Raw genomic sequence first — 22,251 nt, forward strand, 5'->3', positions numbered from 1 at the left:
TTCAGGACCGCAGAGAGCCGGTCCGCAGGGAGCCCCCTCGGCCGAAGGGTTCGGCTCGGGGGCTCCTGCCGGTGGTCCGGTTGGTACCTGCAGTCCGGTCAGTACTTTGCGGTTGGTCGTACTTTGCGGATGGTCAGTACGCGCGGTTCGGTCAGTACTTGCGGTCCGGGAGCGCGGCCTTGGCCTGGTCCTGCATGAAGTCGCCCTCCTTGGTCTTGATCCACTGCTCGACCGACTCGCCGTCGTGGACCTTCTTCACGACCTCCATGAGCTGGGGGCCCAGCAGCGGGTTGCACTCGACGATCGCGTTGATCTTGCCCTCGGACATGGCCACGAAGCCGTCGTGGACGCCGTCGATCGAGACGATCAGGATGTCCTTGCCGGGCTTCTTGCCCGCCGCCTCGATGGACTGGATGGCGCCGATGGCCATGTCGTCGTTGTGCGCGAACAGCACGTTGATCTCCGGGTGGGACTGCAGGAAGGCCGCCATGACCTGCTTGCCGCCGGCCCGCGTGAAGTCGCCGGTCTGGCTGACGACGATCTTCCAGTCGTCCTTGTGGTCCGCCTCCATGACCTCCTTGAAGCCCTTGGCGCGCTCGATCGCCGGCGCGGCACCGGTGGTGCCCTCCAGCTGCGCGATCTTCACGGCGCCCTTGTGGCCGGCCTTCTCGAGGACCTTCTCCAGGATCCGGGCCGCGCGCCTGCCCTCGTCCGTGAAGTCGGAGCCGACCAGGGTCACGTACAGGGACTCGTCGGAGGTCTCGACGGAGCGGTCGGTGAGGACGACCGGGATCTTCTTGGCCTTGGCCTCCTTCAGCACCGCGTCCCAGCCGGTGACGACCACCGGCGAGAAGGCTATGACGTCCACGTTCTGGGCGATGAAGCTGCGGATCGCGGAGATCTGGTTCTCCTGCTTCTGCTGGGCGTCGGAGAACTTCAGGGTGTAACCCGCCTCCTTGGCCGCCTCCTTCACCGAGTCGGTGTTGGCGGTGCGCCAGCCGCTCTCCGAACCGACCTGGGAGAAGCCAAGGGTGATCGCCTTGTCCCCGCCGCTGCCGGAGGAGTCGGAGGAGGAGTCGTCCTTCTTGGCGCAGGCAGCCAGCCCGCCCGCGGCCGCCACGCCGACTGCCGCCGCGATGAAGTTGCGCCTGTTGAGCATGTGCTTCTCCTTTGAGGAGCCGGTCCGGGAAGGACCTGCTGGTGATTGTCGGGGAAAGGCTGGACTGTGTTCAATTGGTCGGTCGGTGTTCGACATACCGGTCATGCGTGTCCGTGGCGTACGGCCAGGTCGGAGGGGCGCGGAGGGTGACGCCGAGTCAGGGTGGAGGGGACGGAGAGGTGCTGGTGCGGATGATGAGCTGAGGCTCGATGACGATCCGGGGTGGGGAGGATTCCCGGCCTTCGATCCGGTCGAGAAGCAGGGTGATACTTCGCCTGCCCACCGCCGTGAAGTCCTGGCGGACGGTGGTGAGCGGTGGAGCGAAGAACTCCGCCTCCGGGATGTCGTCGAAGCCGACCACCGCCACATCGTGGGGAGTTCGCAGCCCCGCCTCCCGCAGAGCCCGCAACACCCCCAGTGCCATCTGGTCGTTGGCCACGAAGACCGCAGTCAGCTCCCGGCCCGCTCGTACGACGAGCTCCTGGCCTGCCCGATAGCCCGACAGCGGGCTCCAGTCGCCACTCAGCGGCGGCTCAGGCGGCTCGATCCCCGCCGCTGCGAGTGCCGCTCGCCAGCCGTCGGCCCGGTCCTGAGCCTCCTGCCAGTCCTCCGGTCCGGCGACATGCCAGACCCTGCGGTGGCCGGCGTCCAGCAGATGGCCGGTGGCCAGCCGCGCGCCCAGGTGCTGATCGACGGTGACGCCGGGAATTCCCGCTCCGCTCCCGCTCCCCACGGTCACGACCGGGAAGGGGGTGCTGAGTTCGGTGAGGGCGGCTGCCGCGGACTGCTGCGGGGCGACGGTGAGCAACCCGTCCACGCCGCCCTCGATGAGGCGGTCCAGGGCCTCGGACAGCGTCTTCACGGTCAACTTGCGCAGACTGACCGTGGAGACGAGATAGCCCTTGGCGCGTGCTGCCTCCTCGAGTGCGAACAGTGTGCTGGCCGGGCCGTACAGGGTGCTGTTGGAGGCGACGACTCCCAGGGTCCGCGTGCGCCGGGTGACCAAGGCCCGTGCGGAGGAGTTGCGGCGGTAGCCCAGTTCTCCGATCGCGTTCAGCACCTTGGCGCGTGTGTCGTCCCGCACGTTGGGGTGGTCCCCCAGCACACGCGAAACGGTCTGGTGGGACACCCCCGCACGCCGGGCGACATCCGTCATGGTGGGCGGCCGAAGCGATGGTTGTGCCATGGCCGCACCTCCTTGGGCGGTCGTGGGGCAGGTATGCGGCATCGGTGGAGAAGGTGGCGCCAAGGGGCTTGCGGCCCATCCCCCGATGGTGACTGTCCGTCAAGTAATGCTCTGGAAAGGTGCGGTCGGTTCCGTATCCGAGGCATCGTCGGATAGCGGGCTGTAAGCGTGCCGGCCAGGAAGGACCGGCGTTGATCCAGGAAGTTCAAACAGCACTGGTCATGAAGGCGGCACAACTCCCCGTCGTGTCACCACAGTTCCTCCTTGGAAGCCGAACCGGGCGGATGCAAGGGTCATTGTGAGCGCTAACAATCCGCGGCAGTCAAGAAGCGATGCGCCAGCGCGATGTCACGTTTGAGTAACGCAGGGTGGCGTGCTGGGCGGCTTGGGGCCGCGGTGTGTGGCCGGTTCCGGCGCCCCGAAACACTAAGTGCCGCCTGTGCGTTGACTTCCGTGTGGCGATGCCTTTATTTTCAGCGCCGATCGGTTCGGCAATCCGATCGATGTGCGATATATCGACCAGTCGTGGCGCGGGATCGGTTTTCCTGCCTCGGGAAGGAACCGCATGGCCCTCAAGGCGTACGGCCCACGCGCAGGGCGTCGGTGCGAAGACGCGCTGATCCGCGCCGTGCTGCTCGTGAGCGATCGCCGCGATGCGTCAGGGCTCGATCCCGCACGGGATCGAGCCCTGTCCGCCTGGCCGAGCGCTGCGCCCGCCCAGAATTATTCGTCGAAGGTGACGACGACCTTCTCCGCCGCCCCCGGCGTCAGCGTCAGCTCGAAGGCCCGCTCGACGTCGGAGAAGGGAACGCGGTGACTGATCAGTCGCGCGAAGAGCTCCTGGTGCTCGGCGATCTCCTCGGTCACCTCGAAGATCTCCGTGGGGTAGCCCTGGGACGCGATGATGGTCATCTCGCTCCTGAGCATCGCGCCGAGATCGATGGGTTCGGGCTTCTTGTGGGCGGCCACGACGACGAGCTTGGCGCCCCACTTCGCCGACTGCAGCGCGGTGTTGGCGACTACGGCGACGCCTGCCGCGTCGATGTAGATGTCGGTGTCGGGGCGGGGCTGGCCGAGTGCGTTGGCGCCCTGGCCGTGCAGCTCCGTCAGGCGCGCCGTCACGTCCTCGCGGGATGAGTCGATGACGGCGTCGGCCCCGACTGCCAGCGCCGTCTCGAGGCGCTCGGGCATGACGTCCGCGACGGTCACGTGCTTCACCCCGCGAAGCTTCAGCCAGATCGTGGCTCCGAGCCCGATGGGCCCGGCCCCGAACACCACGACCTTGTCCGTCGCCCGCGCCTCGGAGCGATTGACACAGTGCCGCGCGACCGCCATGGGCTCGTTGAGCGCGGCGACGTCGAAGGGTACCGAGTCGGGAATGACCGCCACACTCTTCCCCACGACGGCGTTCTCGATGAGCAGGTACTCGCGCATGCCGCCCAGCGCACCGCCGCAGCCGATGATGCCCGAAGGAGCGCCCTGCGGGTTGACGACCACCCGGTCGCCTGCCTTCAGGCCGGTGACCCCGGCGCCCACCTCGACGATCTCGCCCGCCGGCTCGTGCCCGAGCGGCAGCGAGATCATCTCCCCGCCCGGCCCGAACGGCACGCCTCCCATGTGCAGGAAGGCCACATCGGTGCCGCAGATCCCGCAGGCGCGTATCCGCAGCAGCGCGTCCTTGGGGCCGGGAACCGGGCGTTCGATGTCGATGACGTCGACCGTGCCCACCGCGCCGGTCTGTACGGACTTCATCGTTGCCATGGAATGACTCTCCTTCTCGCAGGCGGCACGGGGTCGCCACACCCGGTTTCGGGTACCGCCCCAGGCTCTCCCGGCGGGCCCCGGCCCGTCGTCGTGCCTCTGCCGACAATCCCGGCTACTGAGAACGCCGTACGTGCTGCCGGGACCGTCGTCCGCGGGCATGACAGGCCGCCCTGGTGACCGGCCCGCTTGCTGGAAGGAAGCCGACGGGCCGCTACCAGGCCGCCAGCGAGCCGTCCGCGTTGCGCCACACAGGGTTGCGCCAGCGGTGCCCGCGTTCGGCCGCCGCACGTACCGCGTCCTCGTCGATGGTGATGCCGAGGCCGGGTGCGGTCAGGCGGTGGATATAGCCGTCCCGGAACGTGAAGGGCTCGGCGTCGACGAGATAGTCCAGAAGTCCGCTGCTGTCGCCGTAGCCGATGCCGAGTGCCTGCTCCTGGATGAGGAAGTTGGGGACGGCGAAGTCGAGCTGCAGGCTGGCGGCCAGCGCGATCGGGCCGAGCGGGCAGTGCGGCGCCACCAGGACGTCGTACGTCTCCGCCATCGCCGCGATGCGCCGGCTCTCGGAGATGCCTCCGGCGTGGCTGATGTCCGGCTGGGCCACGGCGATGCCGTCCGCGAGCACGGAACGGTAGTCCCATCGGGAGTAGAGCCGCTCGCCGGTGGCGATCGGGATCGACGTCGACCGTACGACGGCGCCGAGGTCCTGGGTGAACTCCGGCAGCACCGGTTCCTCCACGAACATCGGCAGCAGGGGCTCCAGGAGCGGCAGCACGCGACGGGACATCGCGCCCGTGAAGCGGCCGTGGAAGTCCAGCGCCAGGTCGCGGTCCGGGCCGATGGCCTCGCGCACCGCGGTCACCCGCTCCACGATGGCGTGGATCGCGGCGGGCGTGTCGAGCGGTTCCAGCTGTCCGCACGGGTTCAGCTTGACGGCGGTCAGGCCCTTGGCGACCTGCTCGGCCGCCGAATCGGCCATCTCCTGCGGCGTCGCCCCGCCTATCCAGCCGTAGATGCGTACCCGGTCGCGCACATGGCCGCCGAGGAGCTGGTGCACGGGGACGCCATGGGTCTTGCCGGCGATGTCCCACAGGGCCTGGTCGATGCCGGCCAGCGCGCTGCTGAGCACGGGGCCGCCCCGGTAGAAGCCGCTCTTGGCAAGGACCTGCCAGTGCTCCTCGATACGGGCGGGGTCCTGCCCGACGAGGTAGTCGAACATCTCCTCCACGCAACGGGCGACGGTGGCCGCCTTGCCCTCGACGATGGGTTCGCCCCAGCCGGAGATGCCCTCGTCGGTGTCGATGCGCAGGAAGACCCAGCGCGGTTCGACGAGGAAGAGTTCGTATCCAGTGATCTTCATGGTGTGGACCTCCGGGTCCTGGTACACGGCTCGGGGGCCGATGCCTGCAGTTGTCGGATGGATGAGAGCGCTCCGGGGTGTGGCGCAGAGTTGCTCGGCCCGTGTGGGGTGGAGGTTGTTCGCATGTGCGAGGGGTGTGCGGCTCGAGGGTGGTTGTGCCAGGGGTGTGCGGCTCGGGGCTGGGGACTCGAAGCTGTCCGGGATGTCGGGAGCCGGGACTGCTCGGGATGTCGGGAACCGGGACTGCTCGGGATCTCGGGAGCCGAGGCGGCTCGGGATGCCGGGAGCCGAGGCGGCCCCCGGTGTGGGGGAGTGCCGGTGGCTACTCGTGGGAGGTGATGCTGCGGCCGCCGTCCACGAGCAGGTTCTGGCCGGTGATGAACGACGCGTCGTCGGAGGCGAGGAAGGCCACGGCCGCCGCGATGTCCTCCGGCACTCCGAGCCTGCCGACCGGCGTGCGCGCGCTGATCCGGGCCTTGGCTTCCGGCGGCGTTCTCGCCCACAGCGCCGTGACCACGGCTCCCGGCAGAACGGCGTTGAACCTGACCTCACCGGCGTACTCGACGGCGAGCTGGCGCACCAGGGCGCCGATCCCGCCCTTCGCTGCCGCATACGCGGGGTAGCCCTTGAAGCCGATGGCCGCGTGCACGGAGGACGTGATCACCATCGCGCCCCGGGCGGCCCTGAGCAGGGGCACCGCGGCCCGGACACCGAAGAAGACCGAGTCCAGGGAGAGCCGCAACTGGTCGTGCCAGGAGGCGTCGTCCAGCTCGTGCGCCGCACCGGGGAAGTTCCGGCCGGCGTTGAGATGCACCACGTCCAGGCGTCCCGTCCAGGACTCGACCTCCGCGACGGCCGCGGCCCAGTCCGCCGGCGAGGTCGCGTCGAGCTGCAGGTCGCGCGCCTGTCCTCCCTTGGCGCGGATCTCCTCGGCCACGCGGTGCGCACCCTTGCCGTCGACGTCCGTGACGAGGACGGAGGCGCCCTCGTCGGCGAGGCGGTGGGCGGTGGCCTCTCCGATCCCGGAGGCGGCCGCGGACAGCAGGGCCGTGCGGCCCGTGAAGCGCGCCAGTCCGGCGGCGGTCATGCTGTTCCCTCCGGTCTTGCCGTGGAGCCGCGCAGCACCAGATGCGGCTCGGTGGGTACGACGACGTCGCCCAAGGGCGCCCCCTGGATGGCGGCCACCAGGGCGTCCACGGCCGCGGTCCCCAGCTCGTACAGCGGCATCGCCACGGTCGTCAGCGCCGGGACGAGATGGCCGGCGATGGGCAGGTCGTCATTGCCCACCACGGAGATGTCCTCGGGAATCCGCAGCCCGAGGTCGCGGATCGCCGACATCGCGCCGATCGCCTGGGCGAGCGAGCTGGTGTAGATCGCGGTGACCGGCGGGCCGGAACCGCCCGCGTCGGTACGCAGCAGTTCGAGCGTCGCGGCCACGCCGCCCTCCTCGGTGAAGTCCCCGGAGGCGACCGGAGCGGCGGACAGCCCCAGTTTCTCGGCATGTTGCAGGAACGCCTGCTTCCGGTCCTCGCTCGGGGTTATGCCGGGCGGACCCGCGATATGGCCGACGGCCTGGTGGCCGAGGCTGTGGAGGTGTTCGAGGGCGGTGACACTGGAACGCGCCACGTCCATGGTGACGTTCCGGCCGGATCCCTCGACCGACCGGTTCAGGAAGACGTGCGGGACGGGGCTGCGGCTCAGGGCGTCCAGCAGGGGGTGACCCGGCCGGGCGGAGGCGATGAGCAGTCCGTCGACCCGGCCCTCCTGCACCAGGTCGTTGAACGACTCGTCGGCCTCCTGCCCGTCGAAGTCCTCGGCCAGCAGGGAAAGATAGCCCAGTTCACGCGCCCGCTGGTAGGCACCGCGGGCGATCGTGACATACGTGGGGTTGGCCAGGGCGGGGACCAGCAGCGCGAGGGCGTGCGTGCTTGCGCCCGCAAGCGCCCGCGCTCCGGAATGGGGGCGGTAGCCCAGCGATTCGGCGGCCTCGTGGACGCGCTGCCGGGTCTCCGGCCGGACGGACAGGTCCTGCCGGCCGTTGAGCACCTTGGAGACCGTGGCCTTGGAGACCCCGGCCACCCGCGCGACGTCCACCAGCCTTGCCCTGACGGGCTGTTCCGGCATCTCGCACCCTCCCTGTCGGTGGACCTACACGCGGCGAAACTTTCGAAGTCCGACTTGCCGCGTACAGACCTCTTGACACCTTCTGGCGCCGCAACCTAACTTCCACCGCAGCTTCAGTCAACCGGTTTCCTTGGAAGGGAATCTGCGGATATACCTACGCAGAACCCCAGAAGCCGGTTGGTCCACAACAGGCATGACGTGTCGGCGGAAGCCGACGATGGGTGAGGTGTGCAATGAAGCGCTCCCGAAGACTCCCGGCGGTCGCCACCGCCGTCCCGCGATCTCCATCCAGCTGTTCGCGGTCTCGGGCTGGTGGTCGGTTCCGGCGGGCTGTTCGTCGGTTCCGGCCTCGGCGGACAGGGCCGACCGGCACCTGTGCATGACCTCCTCAGGACCTCGCCCGCTTCCCCGGAGTCGGCCGTAACCCGAGCCGCTCCCTGACGTGATCCGACAGCCGGGCACGCCGACGAGACGGCGTGGACCCGGGCGAGAACGCCGTGACGACCACGGCGACAACAGCTTCATGGAGGCGGCGCAGTACGTGGCCACGTACAACTTCGGCCACCACGTGCCGTACACCGAGTGCATCCAAGGCAGCGACACCCGTTGCCCCGTACCAGGCAGAACACCGCGATCCCCGGTCGCAGTGACCGCGTGCCCGCCGACGGCGGCTTCGGTCGACTGTGCCTCCGTACGCCTCACGTACCCCCTGTGAGTTGAACGGCTGCGGCAGGAAGGCGCGGTGGCCGCGTCCGCTCCTGACCGCAGACGCCTCACCACTGCGAGGCCTGCCGACGTCTCGTGCCGCATGCATCCCCCTTTCATCCCCCAGCAACAGCACATACCGCACGAAAGGCCGACAAACATGTCCATTTCTGGTACGTCCCTGGGACGGCGCCAATTCCTCGTCGCCTCCGCCGGCGCGGCGCTCGCCGCGACGGCCCTGCCCGGCTGTGCCGCATCCGTCGACGACGGCTCGGACGGCGGCGGTTCGAAGAGCGGGAAGAGCGGCCAGACGACCCTCACCATCATGTCCAACGGCGAGATAGACAAGCCGACCATCAAGGCCGCCGAACAGGCGCTGGGCGTGAAGGTCAGCCTCATCACCTTCGACGCCACCAAGCTCAATGCCATGCTGGCCAGCAAGAACCCGCCGGACCTGGTGCGCGGCAGTGGCGCGCTGGACACGCCGTACTTCGCCGCGCGCGGGGTGATGACCGATCTGGACCCGTACTTCGCCAAGAGCACGGCGCTCAAGGTCTCCGACCTCGACCCGGTCAACGACGTCTGGCGCTTCGACGGCAAGAAGCAGGGCGCGGGCCCCCGCTACGGCATGGCCAAGGACTACTCCCAGGACGCGATGTTCTGGTACCGCACTGACATGTTCGACGCTGCGAAGCTGGACTACCCCAGCGAGACCAAGCCGCTCTCCTACGACGAGTGGCTGGACCTCGGCAAGCACCTGGTCAAGCGCAGGCTCGGCAAGGTCAAGGTGTACGGAATGAACGGCGCGGGTCTCGGCCCCTTCACGATGTTCATGAACATGACCGCCTCGGCCGGCGGCAAACTGCTCGCCGACGACCTCGCCTCCGTCGACTTCTCCTCGCCCGAGGCCATCAAGGCACTGAACTGGTACCTGGAGTACGCGAAGGCCGACATCGGCCCGAGCGTCGCCAACCCGAACCCGGACGGCTGGGACGGGCCCACCTACCAGGCCAACCGGATGGCGATGGCCAACGACGGCTACTGGTTCGGCGGGCAGATCGGCAGCGATGCCAAGATCGCCAAGGTGTCGCGGTTCGCGCCCGCGCCCCAGCTGGGCAGCCACCGCATCAGCCCGTGCTTCGGCGCCACCGGCTACTGGATCCCCAAGGAGGCCAAGAACAAGGACGCGGCCTGGAAGTTCTTCGAGTGGTACTTCGGCGGCAAGCCCGCCCAGGACCGGGCCAGCAGCGGCTGGGGCATCCCGACCCTGAAGTCGCTGCGCTCGCAGATGCCGCAGACGACGGCGTTCCAGAAGCAGGCCTACAAGGTGCAGGAGCAGGAGCTCCCGTACCTCCAGGTGATGACCTTCACCCCGTATGTGCAGGGGACCGCCCTGGACGCGGTGATCAACAAGGTACTGCCGGGCGCCATCAAGTCCGGGACCTCCGCGGGCAAGATCGCCGATCAGCTGAACTCGCAGATGAACGCGCAGATCGCCAAGGGCAAGGAGCTCGTGGGGTGAGTACTGGCCAGCTCACCGGACAGACCGCCGCGCCGCGCGTGCCGTCCCCTTCCTCGGGGGCGGCCGCCCGCCCGGGGCGCAGGCCCCTCTCACTCAGGCGGCGCAGGGCCGGGGCCTTCTACGTGTTCGTCGGCCCCTGGGTGCTGGGCTTTCTGGCACTGACGGGCTACCCGCTCGGGTACGCGCTGTGGCTGAGCTTCACCAACTCCGACGGGCTCTCCAGCCACTCCAGATTCGTCGGCCTGGACAATTACCGTGAGGTCTTCTCCGACCCGGACACGATGGCCTCCCTGGGGCGTACCGCGCTGTTCACCGGGATCACGGTGCCGCTGTCGATCGTGGCGGGACTACTCCTCGCGGTGCTGGTCAACCAGCCGATACGGGCCCGCGGCGTGTTCCGCACGCTGCTGTATCTGCCCGCCGTCGTGCCGCCGGTCGGTGCGGCGCTCACCTTCAAGCTGATCTTCGACCGGGACTCCGGGTCCGCCAACGGCCTCCTGGACCTCTTCCACGTCGACGGGGTGCCCTGGCTGGTTGATCCGTATGCCCGCTGGGTGCTGATCGTGCTGACGATGTGGGGCGTGGGCAACGTCATGATCGTCTCCCTCGCGGGCCTGCAGGACATGCCCAAGGAGCTGCATGAGGCGGCCCGGGTGGACGGGGCGAGCCCCTGGCAGTCCTTCACCCGGATCACCCTGCCGCTGCTCTCCCCGGTGATCTTCTTCCAGGTCGTCACCGGAATCATCGGATCGCTGCAGAGCTTCGCGCCGCTGCTGATCGCACTCAACCCCACCCCCGCGGGCGTCACGTCCGTCCCCCAGAGCAACTACTTCTACATGATCGACGTCTTCGCCCAGTTCTTCGCCAACGGACGCTACGGCTATGCCTCCGCCATGCTGTGGGTGCTCTTCCTGATCATCGTCGCCGTCACCTTCCTGCTCTTCAAGGTGAGCAAGGGTGCCGTCTTCTACTCCGTGGAACCGGAGCAGGCGAAGACCAAGTCCCGGACGATCGGAGGCGCGTGATGGTGTTCCCCCGGCGCAGCGGCGTCTACATGCTCCTGGTGGCGCTCCTCGTGCTCTTCCTCAGCCCTTTCGGCTGGCTCGCGGTCACCGCGCTCAAGGGTCCGGCGGAGCTGCGTGTCCTGCCCATCCACTGGTGGCCGCACAACCCCAGCCTGGGCAACTTTGTCGATGCCCTGACCACGTTCGACTACCTCGGTTACGCCCGCAACTCCCTGACGATCGCGGCGATCTACGCGGTCCTGGTGACCCTCGCCTCGGCCTGGGCCGGGTTCGGCTTCGCCCGGCTGGACGCCCCGGGAAAACGGTTGATCTTCGGCGTCCTGATGTCGACGATGATGCTGCCGACGGTCATCACCCTGATCCCGACGTATCTGATGTTCGCCAAATTCCACCTGGTGAACACCTATATGCCGTGGGTGATCTGGGGGCTGTGCGGCGCTCCGTACCTGATCTTCCTGTTCCGGCAGTTCTTCAGCAACATGCCCAAGGAACTGGAGGAGGCGGCGATCGTCGACGGCTGCGGGACCATCCGCATCTTCTTCCGGATCTTCCTGCCGCAGTCCTGGCCGGTCATCGCCACCAGCCTGATCATGTCCTTCGCCTGGACATGGGGCGACTACATCGGCCCCGCCCTGCTGCTGGACGATGCCCATACCACCCTCGCGGTCAAGCTCGCCACCGGCTACGTCAACTCACACGGCGAACCGATGGGCAACCTCGTCGCTGCGGGCGCCGTGATGTACGTCCTACCCGTCCTCGCGCTCTTCCTGATCATGCAGCGCGGATTCATCTCGGGCATCGCCACCTCGGGACTCAAGTAACGGACCGGTCCGGGCTCACGTGACCCATCGGTATCGGACTCACGTGACCCGCCGGGCCGGTCCCCCGTGACCGCACCTCCCACCCAGCTCACCGTGCAAAACACCTGACGAGGAGTCACTTTTGCTACCGCTCAACCGCCCGATGCCTCCCGGCACGCCGACGTGGCCCGGCCGTCGCCCGGTCGCCGGCAAGTCCGCCGCGGCGGTGGCGTCATGACGCAGCGTCCCGGCATCACGCCGCAGCTGAGCCGGACCCGGGTCATGGCCATCCTCCGCTCGGCGGACGCGTCGGGGCTGCCCGCGGCGGCCCGGGCGCTCGCGGCCGGGGGCATCACGTGCCTCGAGGTCACCCTCACCACCGCCGGCGCCCTCGACGCCCTGGCCCGCATCCGGGACGAACTGGGGCTCGAGGTCGCGGTCGGCGCCGGCACCGTACTCACCGCCGCGCAAGCGAAGGACGCTGTGGCGGCCGGAGCCGAGTTCCTGGTCTCCCCGAACGTGGACACCGAGGTCATCCGAGGCGCCGCGGAAGGCGGCACCCCCTTCTATCCGGGCGCGTGGACGGCGACCGAGGTGTTCACGGCCTGGCAGGCCGGTGCCGCCGCGGTCAAACTGTTCCCCGCCTCCACCGGCGGTCCGGGGCACCTGCGACAGTTGCGGGCGCCCCTGCCGGAGGTTCCGCTGATCGCCGTCGGCGGAGTCGGCATCGCCCAGGCGCGGGACTACATCGACGCCGGGGCGTACGCCGTGGGCGTCGGCTCCCCACTGCTGCGCGGAGCAGACGAGAACCCGACCCCGGAGACCCTGGACTCCCTCACCGGAAGGGCGCTCACATTGCTGGAAGCAGTCGGGGCCACCCCGCGCGCCGAGGAGGCCCGCTCGTGAACAGCCCCTCCGAGGAGCCCTACCTCGTCACCGTCGGCGAGGTCCTCGGGGTCCTGTCCGCCCCGGAACCAGGCCCACTCGCCCTGGGAACCGGACTGCGCCTCGGCATCGCCGGAGCGGAGTCGAACGTCGCCGTCGGCATCAGCAGGCTCGGCGGGTCCGCCACCTGGATCGGCCGCGTCAGTGACGACCAACTCGGCGAGCTCATCCTCCGCGAGATGCGGGCGGAAGGCGTCACCACCGTCGCGACACGGGACCCCGCCCCCACCTCGCTGCTGCTGAAGGAACGGCGCACCTCCACGCACAGCCGCGCACGCTACTACCGCACCCACACAGCCGGTTCCCGGCTGACCGCGGAGGACATCCCCGAGCACATCGTCGCCCGCGCGGCCGTCCTGCACATCACCGGGATCACGCCTGCCCTGGGCCCCGGCCCTGCGGGAGCCGTCCGCAGAGCGGTGGACATCGCCGCCGACGCCGGAGTACCGGTCTCCCTGGACATCAACTTCCGCTCACTGCTGTGGAACGAGGCGGAAGCCCGTACGACCCTCCTGCCCCTGCTGCGCATGAGCGACCTCGTGTTCGCAGGACCGCACGAGGCCCGGCTGGCGGTTCCCGATGCCGACGACCCCGAAGCGCTCGCCAAGGGAATCTGCGACCTCGGTCCCGCCGGGGCCGTGATCAAACTGGGCGTGGACGGAGCGTACGCCCTGCTCGACGGCAAGCAGTACCGGCAGCCCGCCGTGCCCGTCCGCGTACACGACTCGGTCGGCGCGGGAGACGCGTTCGCCGCGGGGTACCTGGCCGAACTGCTCACGGGGGAACCGCCGGAGCGGCGGCTGCGCACAGCGGCCCTGCTCGGCGCCTTCGCGGTCAGCACCACCGGCGACTGGGAAGGCCTGCCGAACCGTTCCGAGCTGGCCCTCCTCGACCACCACGACGACGTCGTCCGCTGAACGCCACGACGACGTCATCCGCTGAACGCCACCGCACCCACCACTTCGCCCACCGCCCAAGGAAGTTCCATGTCAACGCGCTCCTCCGCCGACGGAATCCTCGTCCTCACCGGCTCCTACACGCCGGACACGGGTGGTGAGGGTGCCGGGCTCGCCGCCGTGCGCCTCGATCCGGAGACCGGCTCCCTGACACCCGACAGCAGTCTGCCGCCGGTGCCTGTCAGCGGCGCCTCCTTCCTGGCGGCGCACCCTTCCCTGGACGTCGTCTACAGCACGAACGAGGGCGATTTCGGAGCCGTCAGCGGCGTCGCCCGGCAGAGCGACGGCGTACTCGTGCCACTCGGAGACCCGGTCGGAAGCGGCGGCGCGAACCCCTGCCATCTCACCGTCCACCCCGGGGGACAGTGGCTGCTCACGGCGAACTACGGCAGCGACACGACGCCCGGCAGCGTGGCCGTGCACCGGCTCGACGCGGACGGGCGCGTGAGCGGTCTGACCGACGTCGCCATCCACGAGGGCTCCGGCCCGGTGATTGGACGGCAGGAAGGCAGCCACGCCCATCAGATCCTCGTCGACCCGGCGGGGCGTTTCGTCCTGGCCACCGACCTGGGGGCGGACGTCGTGTTCACGTACCGCCTCGACACCCGTACCGGAACCCTGGAGCAGACCGCGGTGAACCGGCTCCATGCCGGATCGGGCCCCCGTCACCTCGCCTTCTCGCCCAGCGGTGAGCTGGTGTGGAGCGCCGACGAGTTGTCCTCGACCGTCACCGGCCACCGCTACGACGCCGAGACCGGAACCCTGACCGCGGTCTCCAGCGTTCCGGCCACAGCGGCCAAGGACATCACCAACCAGCCCGGCGGAATCGTCGCCTCGCCCTGCGGCCGCTTCGTATGGGTGACCAACCGCGGCGCGGAAACCGTGGCCGCGTTCCGGGTCACCGGCACCGACCTGGAGCCGATCGGTGAGGTCCCGAGCGGCGGCGCCTGGCCGCGTGGTCTGACCCTGGCGGCCGGCCATCTGGTGGTCGCCAACCAGCACAGCGGCACACTCGCCGCGCTGCGCATCCTCGACACCGGGGCCCTCGAGCAGCCCCGCCCGGCAGCGGCCCTTCCCTCGGTCGTCTGCGCGCTGGTCCTCTGACGAGTAAAAGGCTGGGCGGCGGGGTGAGTTGGTGGCGAGCCTTACCCTTTCGCTCCCGCCGTCAGGCGAGCGACAAGGTCGTGCCAGCCGGCATCCAGGCGCTCGACGGACATGCCGCGCTGGGTGAGCAGGTGGTGGACGAGGGTGGGGTCGAGATAGCTGAGCAGGCTCTGCGCGAGCAGTTCGGTGTCGCCGCCCGCCCCGATCTGGCGCAGCAGCATGGCGATGTGGGTGAGGCGGAGTCGGTGGGCGGGCACGGTGTAGTGCCGGGCGGCGTCGGTCCGTGCGGCCATGTACAGGTCGCTGTGCGTGTGTTCGTGACGGATGACGGCCGGCCCGAAGGCGTGCAGGCGCTCCAGGGCGGGGGCCTCGGGACCCAGTGGGGGCGGGCCGGTAATGAAGGCGGCCTGGAGCTGCTCCTCGCGCTGGTTCAGGAGGGCAAGCAGGAGGCCGAAGCGGTCGCCGAAGCGCCTGAATACGGTGCCCTTGCCGACCTTGGCGGCCGCGGCGACGGCCTCCATGGTCAGGTTCGCCATACCCTCCTCGGCCACCAGCCGCGACGCGGCCTCCAGCAGGAGCGCGCGGTTGCGTGCGGCATCGGCACGCAACTGGGGCTGCTCGTCCGGCGAGGCGAGGCCGAGCTCCTTGCATCCGGCAGGGAGACATCGTCCGTCGAGAGGAGGCGAGGGCGTGGCGGTCATTACCCAAGCGTAGCGTCAGAAGGCAGAAAGTGGACCACGGTCCGGATAAGTGGTACAACATTGAACCGTACCGCGGTCGGCGCTGGACCGGACCGCGGTCCGATAAGACTCCCCCTGCCTCAGGAGCTCATCCCCATGTCTGTACGCATCCTCGCGCTCGTCGGCAGCCTCCGCGCCGGCTCCCACAACCGTCAGCTGGCCGAGGCCGCCGTCAAGCACGCCCCGGAGGGCGTCGAGGTCGAGCTGTTCGAGGGCCTCGCCGACGTGCCCTTCTACAACGAGGACATCGACGTGGAGGCGACCGTGCCGGACGCCGCCGTGCGGCTGCGTGCCGCGGCGGGCCAGGCCGACGCCTTCCTGCTCTTCTCGCCGGAGTACAACGGCACGATGCCGGCCGTTCTGAAGAACGCGATCGACTGGCTGTCCCGTCCGTACGGCGCCGGTGCGCTGTCCGGCAAGCCGGTCGCCGCGATCGGCACCGCCTTCGGTCAGTACGGTGGCGTCTGGGCGCAGGACGACGTCCGCAAGTCCGCGGGCATCGCCGGCGCCGCCGTCCTGGAGGACGTCAAGCTGTCCATCCCCGGCTCCGTGACCCGCTTCGCCGACACCCACCCCGCTGACGACGAGGAGGTCGTCACCGGGCTGACCGAGGTCATCCAGAGCCTGACCGCGCAGGCTGCCCCCGCCGCGGCCTGACCGTAGGGACAATGTGACGCCGCGGCGCGGGTATGCGCCGCGGCGTCGCTGTGCGTTCGAGCCGCTGAGAGCTGAGAACCATCTCGTGACTCGGCGTATGTGGTTGCGTAGGCTTTGGGCGGTCCACATCGGATGGGGCGGAAGGCGGCGCCTCTGTACTCAGCCGGGGTGGAATCCGCAAAGTCAGCAACTGGTCGGCCTCGGTTCGGACGTCCCTGGTGTCACCGGCTCGGGCTGCTCGCGGTTGTGACTGGACGTTGGGTGAGGAAACGCCCTTGACCTGCGACGACGCAGGCAGGGAGCCTAGACCGGGAGTTGCCGCTGTGTTCCGTACCATGTTCAAGTCCAAGATCCACCGTGCCACGGTGACTCAGGCCGACCTGCACTACGTCGGGTCCGTCACCATCGACGCCGACCTCCTGGACGCCGCCGACCTGCTGCCCGGCGAACTCGTGCACATCGTCGACATCACCAACGGCGCCCGGCTCGAGACGTACGTCATAGAGGGGGAGCGCGGCTCCGGCGTCATCGGGATCAACGGTGCCGCGGCCCATCTCGTCCACCCGGGCGACCTCGTGATCATCATCAGTTACGCTCAGGTCGACGACGCCGAGGCCCGTGCGCTGCGGCCGCGTGTCGTGCACGTGGACGAGGGCAACCGGATCGTGGCACTCGGCGCGGACCCCTCGGAGCCGGTGCCTGGCAGCGGAACGGAGCGCAGCCCGCAGGCCGTGGCGGCACCGGCCCAGGCCATGGCGGCCACCACGGCCTGACCGTCCTCACCTACCCGCCGTACGGCTGTACTGCTGAGGAGAGCCGATGAGCGACATCGAGATTCGTGACGATCGTCCGCAGGGCCGGCTCGAGGCGTATGCGGGTGGCGACGTGGTGGGCCACATCGTCTACCTGAAGCTGGAGTCGCCGCGGCACGCCCTCGTACCGGTGCACACGGTCGTGGACCCCGCCCACGAGGGACAGGGCATCGCCGGGTCGCTGGCGCGGGAGCTGTTCGCCATCGCACGGCGCGAAGGCGTCCCGGTCGCGCCGCTGTGCCCGTACGTCACGAAGTGGGCCGAACGGCATCGCGACGAGGCGCCCACGGCCGCGCCGGAACTGATCCAGGCAGCCAAGCGGTATGCGACGGCGCATCCGGAGCGGTGGTGACGCCCCGCGGCGTCATCACTCCTGCTCGCCCGTACTGCGCGTGGACCGGCTCATGGCGGCCGCGGCGGTGGCCGCCGGAGCGCGCATCGCGGGGTTCGAGACGGGGGATGCGGACGGGTACGCGGAGGCACTGACCGGGCGTGAGGTTCCGGTGCTGTCCACCCGCCGAACGGGGCGGCGGCGGCGCTGCGGGGAGGGCGGGGCGTTGAACCTCGTCGGTGCGCGGTGCGCGGTGCGCCTGCGGCAGGTGGTGGGCCGGGGTACGCGTGCGGCCTGCGGCTGGTCGCTGGTTCGACACCCGCCGGTGGGCGGGTCGGGGCCGCGCCGGGATGTACGTCCTCGATCTGGCGCCGGACCGTCACGGTCAGATGAGCCGTACGTTTGCGCCAGCCGCTGCGGGCGCGCATCCCGCCACGTCCCCTTCGGCACGAGGGCGATTATCGGGAGTGTGGGCACAACCCACGGCCGCCAGTGCCCTCGCGACGGCCTGAGCACACCTCCGGGCGGACGCAGCGCGTTCCGTCGACGGAGTGAGTGGGCGGCAAACCGCAGGGTACGCGGGGGACAAGTCCAGAAAGGCGCCGTGTCGACCGGCTGGAGGCCCGCCATGACCCACCCGTTCCCCGACCCCGTCCGGCCTGGCCCGACCCCAGGCCCCGGGCACCCCGATCCGCCGCCCGGCCCCGTCCCCGACCCGGACCCGGCGCCGAGTCCTGAGCCCCACCCGGGCCCGGACCCGGCGCCCGGGCCTGGACCGGGTCCAGGGCCAGGACCAGGGCCTGGTCCAGGGCCCGGCCCAGGTCCGAGTCCGGGGCCGGGACCCGGTCCAGGACCTGGCCCGCAACCCGACCCCGTGCCGCAACCGCCACCGTCCCCGATCCCCAAACCGCCGGGCCCCGACCCGGTACCTGACCCGGAGCCCGGGCCCGTCTCCTGGCCCGGCTGAGTCCTACGCCGGGACCTCGGACCTGTCCCCGCCCCATCGCGTGTGGAACGAACCCTCACGGTCCGTACGCCGGTAGGTGTGCGCACCGAAGAAGTCCCGCTGGCCCTGCGTGAGCGCGGCCGGCAGCCGTTCGGCGCGCAGTGCGTCGTAGTACGCGAGCGCCGCAGAGAAGCCGGGCGTCGGCACGCCCTGCTGCGTCGCCGCGACCAGCACCGCGCGCCAGTCGTCCTGCGCCATGCCGATCTCCCGCGCGAAGCCGTGGTCGGCGAGGAGGCTCGGCAGGTCCGGACGGGCGTCGTACGCGGCCCGGATGCGGTCCAGGAACGCCGCACGGATGATGCAGCCGCCGCGCCAGATCGAGGCGGTCGCGCCGAGGTCGATGCCCCAGCCGTACTCCTGGCTGCCCGCCGCGATCTCGTGGAAGCCCTGCGTGTACGACACGATCTTCGATGCGTACAGCGCCTGCTCGACCTGGTCGGCGAACCGCTCCGCCTCGGTCCTGTCCAGCGGCTGCGGCTTCGGGCCCGCGAGTCCGCGCGCTGCCTTCCGCAGGTCCGTGTGGCCGGAGAGCGACCGCGCGAACACCGCCTCTGCGATACCCGACACCGGCACACCCAGATCGAGCGCGATCTGCACGGTCCAGCGGCCGGTGCCCTTCTGCTCGGCCTGGTCCTGCACCACGTCCACGAACGGCTGGTCTGTCATGACGTCCTTGTGCGACAGGACCTCCGCCGTGATCTCGATCAGATACGAGTCGAGGCGCCCCTGGTTCCAGGTGCGGAAGATCTCGGCGATCTGCGCGGGGGAGTAGCCGGCGACGTCCCTCAGCAGCTGGTACGCCTCCGCGATCAGCTGCATGTCCGCGTACTCGATGCCGTTGTGCACCATCTTCACGAAGTGCCCGGCGCCGTCGGGGCCGACGTGTGTCACGCAGGGCGCGCCGTCCGGGGCCTTCGCGGCGATCTTCTCCAGCATCGGACCGAGCGAGGCGTACGACTCCTCCGAGCCGCCCGGCATGATGCTCGGCCCGTGCAGCGCGCCCTCCTCGCCGCCGGAGATGCCGGTGCCGACGAAGTGGATCCCGCGCTCGCGCAGTTCCTTCTCGCGGCGCCTGGTGTCCTCGAAGTGTGCGTTGCCGCCGTCGATGATCATGTCGCCGGACTCCAGTAGAGGGGCGAACTCATGGATCACCGCGTCGGTCGGGCCGCCCGCCTTGACCATGATCACTAGACGGCGCGGGCGTTCCAGCGCGGCGACGAACTCCTTGGCCGATTCGGCGGCGATGAAGTCCCCCTCGTGCCCGAACTCGTTCATGAGGGCCTGTGTCCGGGAAACGGTGCGGTTGTGCACGGCGACGGTGTAGCCGTTCCGTGCGAAATTGCGGGCGAGATTGCGCCCCATGACCGCGAGCCCCGTAACGCCGATCTGGGCTGAAGTGCTCATGCCTGTCGCTCCTGGAATCGGAATACCGGTCGTGACGGCCAGTATGGCTCCGCGGCGTGCTTTCCTCCCGGGGCGACACTGTGCCGCCGAGGGCGGTAACCGCACGCAGTGGAATTCCTCGGGCCCGCTGTCCGGCCATACGTCGGGCGCCGCCGGACCGTTCAGTGCAGGCGGGCGTTTCCGGCAATTCGCTTTTATGCAAGGTGATTTGAGCGGCCGATTGCCGTCTTGTCATGGCGTGTTCCCGGCGTCTACTTTTGCGGCTCCTGATGCCTCGGGGGTGCGGGACGGCCCTCGTACGTCGCAGTGAGAAGCAAGGGGGGCTTCCCATGGCCGTACGCGGTCGCCACCGCCGTCACCAGCCGAACCGGATCAACCGCGCGTCGCTCACCGTCACCGCGGGCAGCGCCGGAATGGCCATCCCGCTGATCGGCACCGGCGCGGCGCACGCCGCCGACGTGGACACCTGGAACAAGGTTGCGGCCTGCGAGTCGAGCAACGACTGGGACGTCAACACCGGAAACGGCTATTACGGCGGACTCCAGTTCAGCCAGTCCACCTGGGAGGCCTACGGCGGCAGAGCGTACGCGCCGCGCGCCGACCAGGCCACCAAGGAGCAGCAGATCGCCGTCGCCGAGAAGGTGCTCAAGGGACAAGGGCCCGGCGCCTGGCCTGTCTGCTCGGTGCGCGCGGGCCTCACGCGCGGCGGAGACACCTCCGAAACCGGCACGGCGAGCAGCCCACAGAGCGACAAGAAACGCGACGTCAAGGACGTCAGACCGGAGACCACACCGCAGTCGAACGCCGGAACTGCCGAGATGTACACCGTCGTCCGCGGCGACACACTCTCCGGGATCGCCCAGGCGCGGCATGTGCGGGGCGGCTGGCAGCGGCTGTACGCGGCCAACCGCAGGGCCGTCGGATCCGACCCGAACCTGATCATCCCCGGACAGCGGCTCGCCCTACGGGTTTCGGCCACACCGGGCACGGAGGACGCACAGGTCTCCGACAAGCAGGACGACAAGGACAAGAGCAAGGACGACAAAAGCAAGGACTCCGACGACCAGAAGTCCGACCAGAAGGCCACCGTGCCCTCGCAGGCGCCGAGTGGCAGCGGCACGAGCGCAGGGACGGGCACGGCGCACGAGACGCACCGGCTCGCCGCACCCGTTGCCGCCTCGCCCAGCACGGCGTACCGCGCCGCCGGCGGTTCCTGGTCGAAGGGCTACCACACGGGTGTCGACTTCCCCGTGCCCACCGGCACTTCCGTCAAGGCCGTCGCCGCCGGGCGTGTCGTGTCCGCGGGATGGGGCGGCGCCTACGGCTACCAGGTGGTGATCCGGCACGCGGACGGCAAGTACAGCCAGTACGCCCATCTGTCGGCGCTCACCGTGAAGGCCGGGCAGAACGTGGTGAGCGGCCAGCGCATAGCGCGCTCCGGTTCCACGGGCAACAGCACGGGCCCGCATCTGCACTTCGAAGTGCGGACCGGGCCCGGTTTCGGCTCCGACATCGACCCGCTCGCCTACCTGCGGGCCGGCGGCGTCAGGATCTGAGCGACACCGGAATCGCCGCGGTGGAAGGGACGGTGACCGGCGCCGGCACAACCGGCACCACCGGAAGTCCCGGAAGCACCGGAACCGCAGGCAGCGGCTCGCCCACGGGCCAGCCGCCGACCATCGGCTGCGCGGAGACCTCCGGCCGGGCCAAGATCACCGGCACGGCGGAGACCACCGGCTCGGCTGAGACCACCGGCCCTCCGGCCGCCACCGGCGTCGTCGCGCCGGCCTGGCGCTTGGCGTCGCCGGCGATCCGTTCCGTCGTGAGCAGGATCAGCCCGCCCGCTGCCACGACGCCGCAGGCCAGTGCGACCACCGTCCCCGTCGTGCCATAGCGGAAGGACTCGCCGAACATCGTGATGCCGACCGCGGCCGCGACGACCGGGTTGACGACGGTGAGGGTGGCCAGCGGCGCGGCGAGCCCCGCACCGCGGTAGGAGGCCTGCGACAGCAGCATCCCCGCCGCCGCCAGCACGGCTATCACCAGCAGGCTCGGCAGTTCCGCCGTCGGCGAGGCGGCGGTCCAGTCCACCGTGACCGTCTTCGTGAACACCGAGGAGACGCCGAACGCGACACCCGCCGCTCCCGCGAGCAGCGCGCTGCGCACCGCGGGGTGCCGGTGCGCAGCGCGTGCCGCGGCCATCAGCGCCGCGATCCCGCCCGCGGTGGCCAGCGCCACGACGAGTCGCTGCGTGCCGTCCAGCGAGTGCGATCCGGCCGTACCGGTCAGGGACAGCAGGCCGGCGAGGCCGACGGTCGCCATGATGGCGCCGCGCCAGGCAGTGGCCCCGGCACGGCGGCGAACGAACAGGGCGGCCATGGGCAGTGCGAAGACGATCGTGAGCGCGCCCAGGGGCTGTACGAGGCTCAACGGGCCGTAGGCGAGCGCGACCACGTGCAGCAGGCCGCCGATGCCGCTGAGAGCGACCGCCGCCCACCAGCCCGGGCTGCGCATCGGCGCGTACGGCTGGTCCGGCGTACCCGCCGCGACCCGCTCCTGCACGATCGCTCCGCCGGCATAGGCCACGGCGGAGACGAGGGAGAGCAGCACGGACAGCGCGAGGCCACTCATGGGGCGCTCCTCGTCACGGGCTG

General features: G+C 70.0%; 20 protein-coding genes. 10 read left to right on the forward strand and 10 right to left on the reverse strand.

What is annotated here, in order from left to right; all coding sequences use genetic code 11:
- Positions 1-151 precede the first annotated feature (151 nt).
- The 6 genes from ABT009_RS03220 to ABT009_RS03245 form a co-directional block, all read right to left on the reverse strand.
- On the reverse strand, positions 152-1,159 hold the full coding sequence (locus ABT009_RS03220; RefSeq protein ID WP_351288962.1) for an ABC transporter substrate-binding protein: 1,008 nt from the start codon (positions 1,157-1,159) through the stop codon (positions 152-154).
- A 157-nt stretch (positions 1,160-1,316) separates the two neighbouring features.
- The gene (locus ABT009_RS03225; protein ID WP_351288964.1) at positions 1,317-2,345 is read right to left on the reverse strand and encodes a LacI family DNA-binding transcriptional regulator; all 1,029 of its coding nucleotides are present in this window, start codon (positions 2,343-2,345) and stop codon (positions 1,317-1,319) included.
- 723 nt (positions 2,346-3,068) lie between these two features.
- On the reverse strand, positions 3,069-4,106 hold the full coding sequence (locus tag ABT009_RS03230; protein WP_351288966.1) for a zinc-dependent alcohol dehydrogenase: 1,038 nt from the start codon (positions 4,104-4,106) through the stop codon (positions 3,069-3,071).
- 214 nt (positions 4,107-4,320) lie between these two features.
- The gene (dgoD, locus tag ABT009_RS03235; RefSeq protein WP_351288968.1) at positions 4,321-5,466 is read right to left on the reverse strand and encodes a galactonate dehydratase; all 1,146 of its coding nucleotides are present in this window, start codon (positions 5,464-5,466) and stop codon (positions 4,321-4,323) included.
- A 322-nt stretch (positions 5,467-5,788) separates the two neighbouring features.
- Complete coding sequence (locus tag ABT009_RS03240) at positions 5,789-6,553, reverse strand: SDR family NAD(P)-dependent oxidoreductase (protein ID WP_351288970.1); 765 nt, start codon at positions 6,551-6,553, stop codon at positions 5,789-5,791.
- Positions 6,550-7,590, reverse strand: coding sequence for a LacI family DNA-binding transcriptional regulator (locus ABT009_RS03245; protein WP_351288972.1), 1,041 nt, complete (start codon positions 7,588-7,590; stop codon positions 6,550-6,552). The genes ABT009_RS03240 and ABT009_RS03245 overlap by 4 nt, the downstream gene beginning before the upstream one ends.
- A gap of 865 nt (positions 7,591-8,455) precedes the next feature.
- Between ABT009_RS03245 and ABT009_RS03250 the strand changes: the two genes are divergently transcribed.
- From ABT009_RS03250 to ABT009_RS03275, 6 genes are all read left to right on the forward strand, one after another.
- On the forward strand, positions 8,456-9,817 hold the full coding sequence (locus tag ABT009_RS03250; RefSeq protein ID WP_351288974.1) for an extracellular solute-binding protein: 1,362 nt from the start codon (positions 8,456-8,458) through the stop codon (positions 9,815-9,817).
- Entirely contained in the window at positions 9,814-10,842 is a 1,029-nt protein-coding gene (locus ABT009_RS03255; RefSeq protein ID WP_351288976.1) for a carbohydrate ABC transporter permease, read from the forward strand. Before ABT009_RS03250 ends, ABT009_RS03255 begins: the two co-directional genes overlap by 4 nt.
- Positions 10,842-11,663, forward strand: coding sequence for a carbohydrate ABC transporter permease (locus ABT009_RS03260; RefSeq protein ID WP_351289520.1), 822 nt, complete (start codon positions 10,842-10,844; stop codon positions 11,661-11,663). Before ABT009_RS03255 ends, ABT009_RS03260 begins: the two co-directional genes overlap by 1 nt.
- A 213-nt stretch (positions 11,664-11,876) precedes the next feature.
- A complete protein-coding gene (locus ABT009_RS03265; RefSeq protein WP_351288978.1) occupies positions 11,877-12,548 on the forward strand; it encodes a bifunctional 4-hydroxy-2-oxoglutarate aldolase/2-dehydro-3-deoxy-phosphogluconate aldolase in 672 nt (223 codons plus the stop codon).
- Positions 12,545-13,504 (forward strand): sugar kinase, encoded by a 960-nt coding sequence (locus tag ABT009_RS03270; RefSeq protein WP_351288980.1) that lies wholly within the window; start codon positions 12,545-12,547, stop codon positions 13,502-13,504. The genes ABT009_RS03265 and ABT009_RS03270 overlap by 4 nt, the downstream gene beginning before the upstream one ends.
- Before the next feature lie 69 nt (positions 13,505-13,573).
- Positions 13,574-14,647: a lactonase family protein gene (locus tag ABT009_RS03275; protein WP_351288982.1), complete on the forward strand. Its 1,074-nt coding sequence runs from the start codon at positions 13,574-13,576 to the stop codon at positions 14,645-14,647.
- 41 nt (positions 14,648-14,688) lie between these two features.
- Here the strand turns inward: ABT009_RS03275 and ABT009_RS03280 are convergent, their stop codons facing one another.
- Positions 14,689-15,348, reverse strand: a complete 660-nt coding sequence (locus tag ABT009_RS03280; RefSeq protein ID WP_351288984.1) for a TetR/AcrR family transcriptional regulator — start codon at positions 15,346-15,348, stop codon at positions 14,689-14,691.
- A 135-nt stretch (positions 15,349-15,483) separates the two neighbouring features.
- Here ABT009_RS03280 and ABT009_RS03285 point away from each other — a divergent pair, with 135 nt between their 5' ends.
- The 3 genes from ABT009_RS03285 to ABT009_RS03295 all read left to right on the forward strand — a co-directional run bounded on the left by ABT009_RS03285 (position 15,484) and on the right by ABT009_RS03295 (position 17,208).
- Entirely contained in the window at positions 15,484-16,044 is a 561-nt protein-coding gene (locus tag ABT009_RS03285; RefSeq protein WP_351288986.1) for an NAD(P)H-dependent oxidoreductase, read from the forward strand.
- A gap of 323 nt (positions 16,045-16,367) precedes the next feature.
- A complete protein-coding gene (gene panD, locus ABT009_RS03290; RefSeq protein ID WP_351288988.1) occupies positions 16,368-16,817 on the forward strand; it encodes an aspartate 1-decarboxylase in 450 nt (149 codons plus the stop codon).
- A gap of 46 nt (positions 16,818-16,863) precedes the next feature.
- Entirely contained in the window at positions 16,864-17,208 is a 345-nt protein-coding gene (locus tag ABT009_RS03295) for a GNAT family N-acetyltransferase (RefSeq protein ID WP_351288990.1), read from the forward strand.
- A 15-nt stretch (positions 17,209-17,223) separates the two neighbouring features.
- Here ABT009_RS03295 and ABT009_RS03300 read toward each other — a convergent pair whose 3' ends face one another.
- Together ABT009_RS03300 and gnd are read right to left on the reverse strand one after the other, a co-directional pair.
- Positions 17,224-17,370, reverse strand: coding sequence for a hypothetical protein (locus tag ABT009_RS03300; protein ID WP_351288992.1), 147 nt, complete (start codon positions 17,368-17,370; stop codon positions 17,224-17,226).
- A 787-nt stretch (positions 17,371-18,157) separates the two neighbouring features.
- Entirely contained in the window at positions 18,158-19,597 is a 1,440-nt protein-coding gene (gnd, locus tag ABT009_RS03305) for an NADP-dependent phosphogluconate dehydrogenase (RefSeq protein ID WP_351288994.1), read from the reverse strand.
- Between the two features lie 329 nt (positions 19,598-19,926).
- Here gnd and ABT009_RS03310 point away from each other — a divergent pair, with 329 nt between their 5' ends.
- Entirely contained in the window at positions 19,927-21,153 is a 1,227-nt protein-coding gene (locus ABT009_RS03310; protein ID WP_351288996.1) for a transglycosylase family protein, read from the forward strand.
- Here ABT009_RS03310 and ABT009_RS03315 read toward each other — a convergent pair.
- The gene (locus ABT009_RS03315) at positions 21,143-22,228 is read right to left on the reverse strand and encodes a DMT family transporter (RefSeq protein WP_351288998.1); all 1,086 of its coding nucleotides are present in this window, start codon (positions 22,226-22,228) and stop codon (positions 21,143-21,145) included. The genes ABT009_RS03310 and ABT009_RS03315 overlap by 11 nt on opposite strands.
- Between the last annotated feature and the right edge of the window lie 23 nt (positions 22,229-22,251).

Origin of the sequence: Streptomyces sp. NPDC002896 (genome assembly GCF_040295225.1) — a bacterium.
Taxonomy (GTDB): Bacteria; Actinomycetota; Actinomycetes; order Streptomycetales; family Streptomycetaceae; genus Streptomyces.

What these genes read in the sequence shown, in the direction of transcription:
- ABT009_RS03220 (WP_351288962.1), bottom strand. Translation starts at nt 1,159, where the DNA reads ATGCTCAACAGGCGCAACTTCATCGCGGCGGCAGTCGGCGTGGCGGCC.
- ABT009_RS03225 (WP_351288964.1), bottom strand. Translation starts at nt 2,345, where the DNA reads ATGGCACAACCATCGCTTCGGCCGCCCACCATGACGGATGTCGCCCGG.
- ABT009_RS03230 (WP_351288966.1), bottom strand. Translation starts at nt 4,106, where the DNA reads ATGGCAACGATGAAGTCCGTACAGACCGGCGCGGTGGGCACGGTCGAC.
- dgoD (WP_351288968.1), bottom strand. Translation starts at nt 5,466, where the DNA reads ATGAAGATCACTGGATACGAACTCTTCCTCGTCGAACCGCGCTGGGTC.
- ABT009_RS03240 (WP_351288970.1), bottom strand. Translation starts at nt 6,553, where the DNA reads ATGACCGCCGCCGGACTGGCGCGCTTCACGGGCCGCACGGCCCTGCTG.
- ABT009_RS03245 (WP_351288972.1), bottom strand. Translation starts at nt 7,590, where the DNA reads ATGCCGGAACAGCCCGTCAGGGCAAGGCTGGTGGACGTCGCGCGGGTG.
- ABT009_RS03250 (WP_351288974.1), top strand. Translation starts at nt 8,456, where the DNA reads ATGTCCATTTCTGGTACGTCCCTGGGACGGCGCCAATTCCTCGTCGCC.
- ABT009_RS03260 (WP_351289520.1), top strand. Translation starts at nt 10,842, where the DNA reads ATGGTGTTCCCCCGGCGCAGCGGCGTCTACATGCTCCTGGTGGCGCTC.
- ABT009_RS03265 (WP_351288978.1), top strand. Translation starts at nt 11,877, where the DNA reads ATGACGCAGCGTCCCGGCATCACGCCGCAGCTGAGCCGGACCCGGGTC.
- ABT009_RS03275 (WP_351288982.1), top strand. Translation starts at nt 13,574, where the DNA reads ATGTCAACGCGCTCCTCCGCCGACGGAATCCTCGTCCTCACCGGCTCC.
- ABT009_RS03280 (WP_351288984.1), bottom strand. Translation starts at nt 15,348, where the DNA reads ATGACCGCCACGCCCTCGCCTCCTCTCGACGGACGATGTCTCCCTGCC.
- ABT009_RS03285 (WP_351288986.1), top strand. Translation starts at nt 15,484, where the DNA reads ATGTCTGTACGCATCCTCGCGCTCGTCGGCAGCCTCCGCGCCGGCTCC.
- ABT009_RS03295 (WP_351288990.1), top strand. Translation starts at nt 16,864, where the DNA reads ATGAGCGACATCGAGATTCGTGACGATCGTCCGCAGGGCCGGCTCGAG.
- gnd (WP_351288994.1), bottom strand. Translation starts at nt 19,597, where the DNA reads ATGAGCACTTCAGCCCAGATCGGCGTTACGGGGCTCGCGGTCATGGGG.
- ABT009_RS03310 (WP_351288996.1), top strand. Translation starts at nt 19,927, where the DNA reads ATGGCCGTACGCGGTCGCCACCGCCGTCACCAGCCGAACCGGATCAAC.
- ABT009_RS03315 (WP_351288998.1), bottom strand. Translation starts at nt 22,228, where the DNA reads ATGAGTGGCCTCGCGCTGTCCGTGCTGCTCTCCCTCGTCTCCGCCGTG.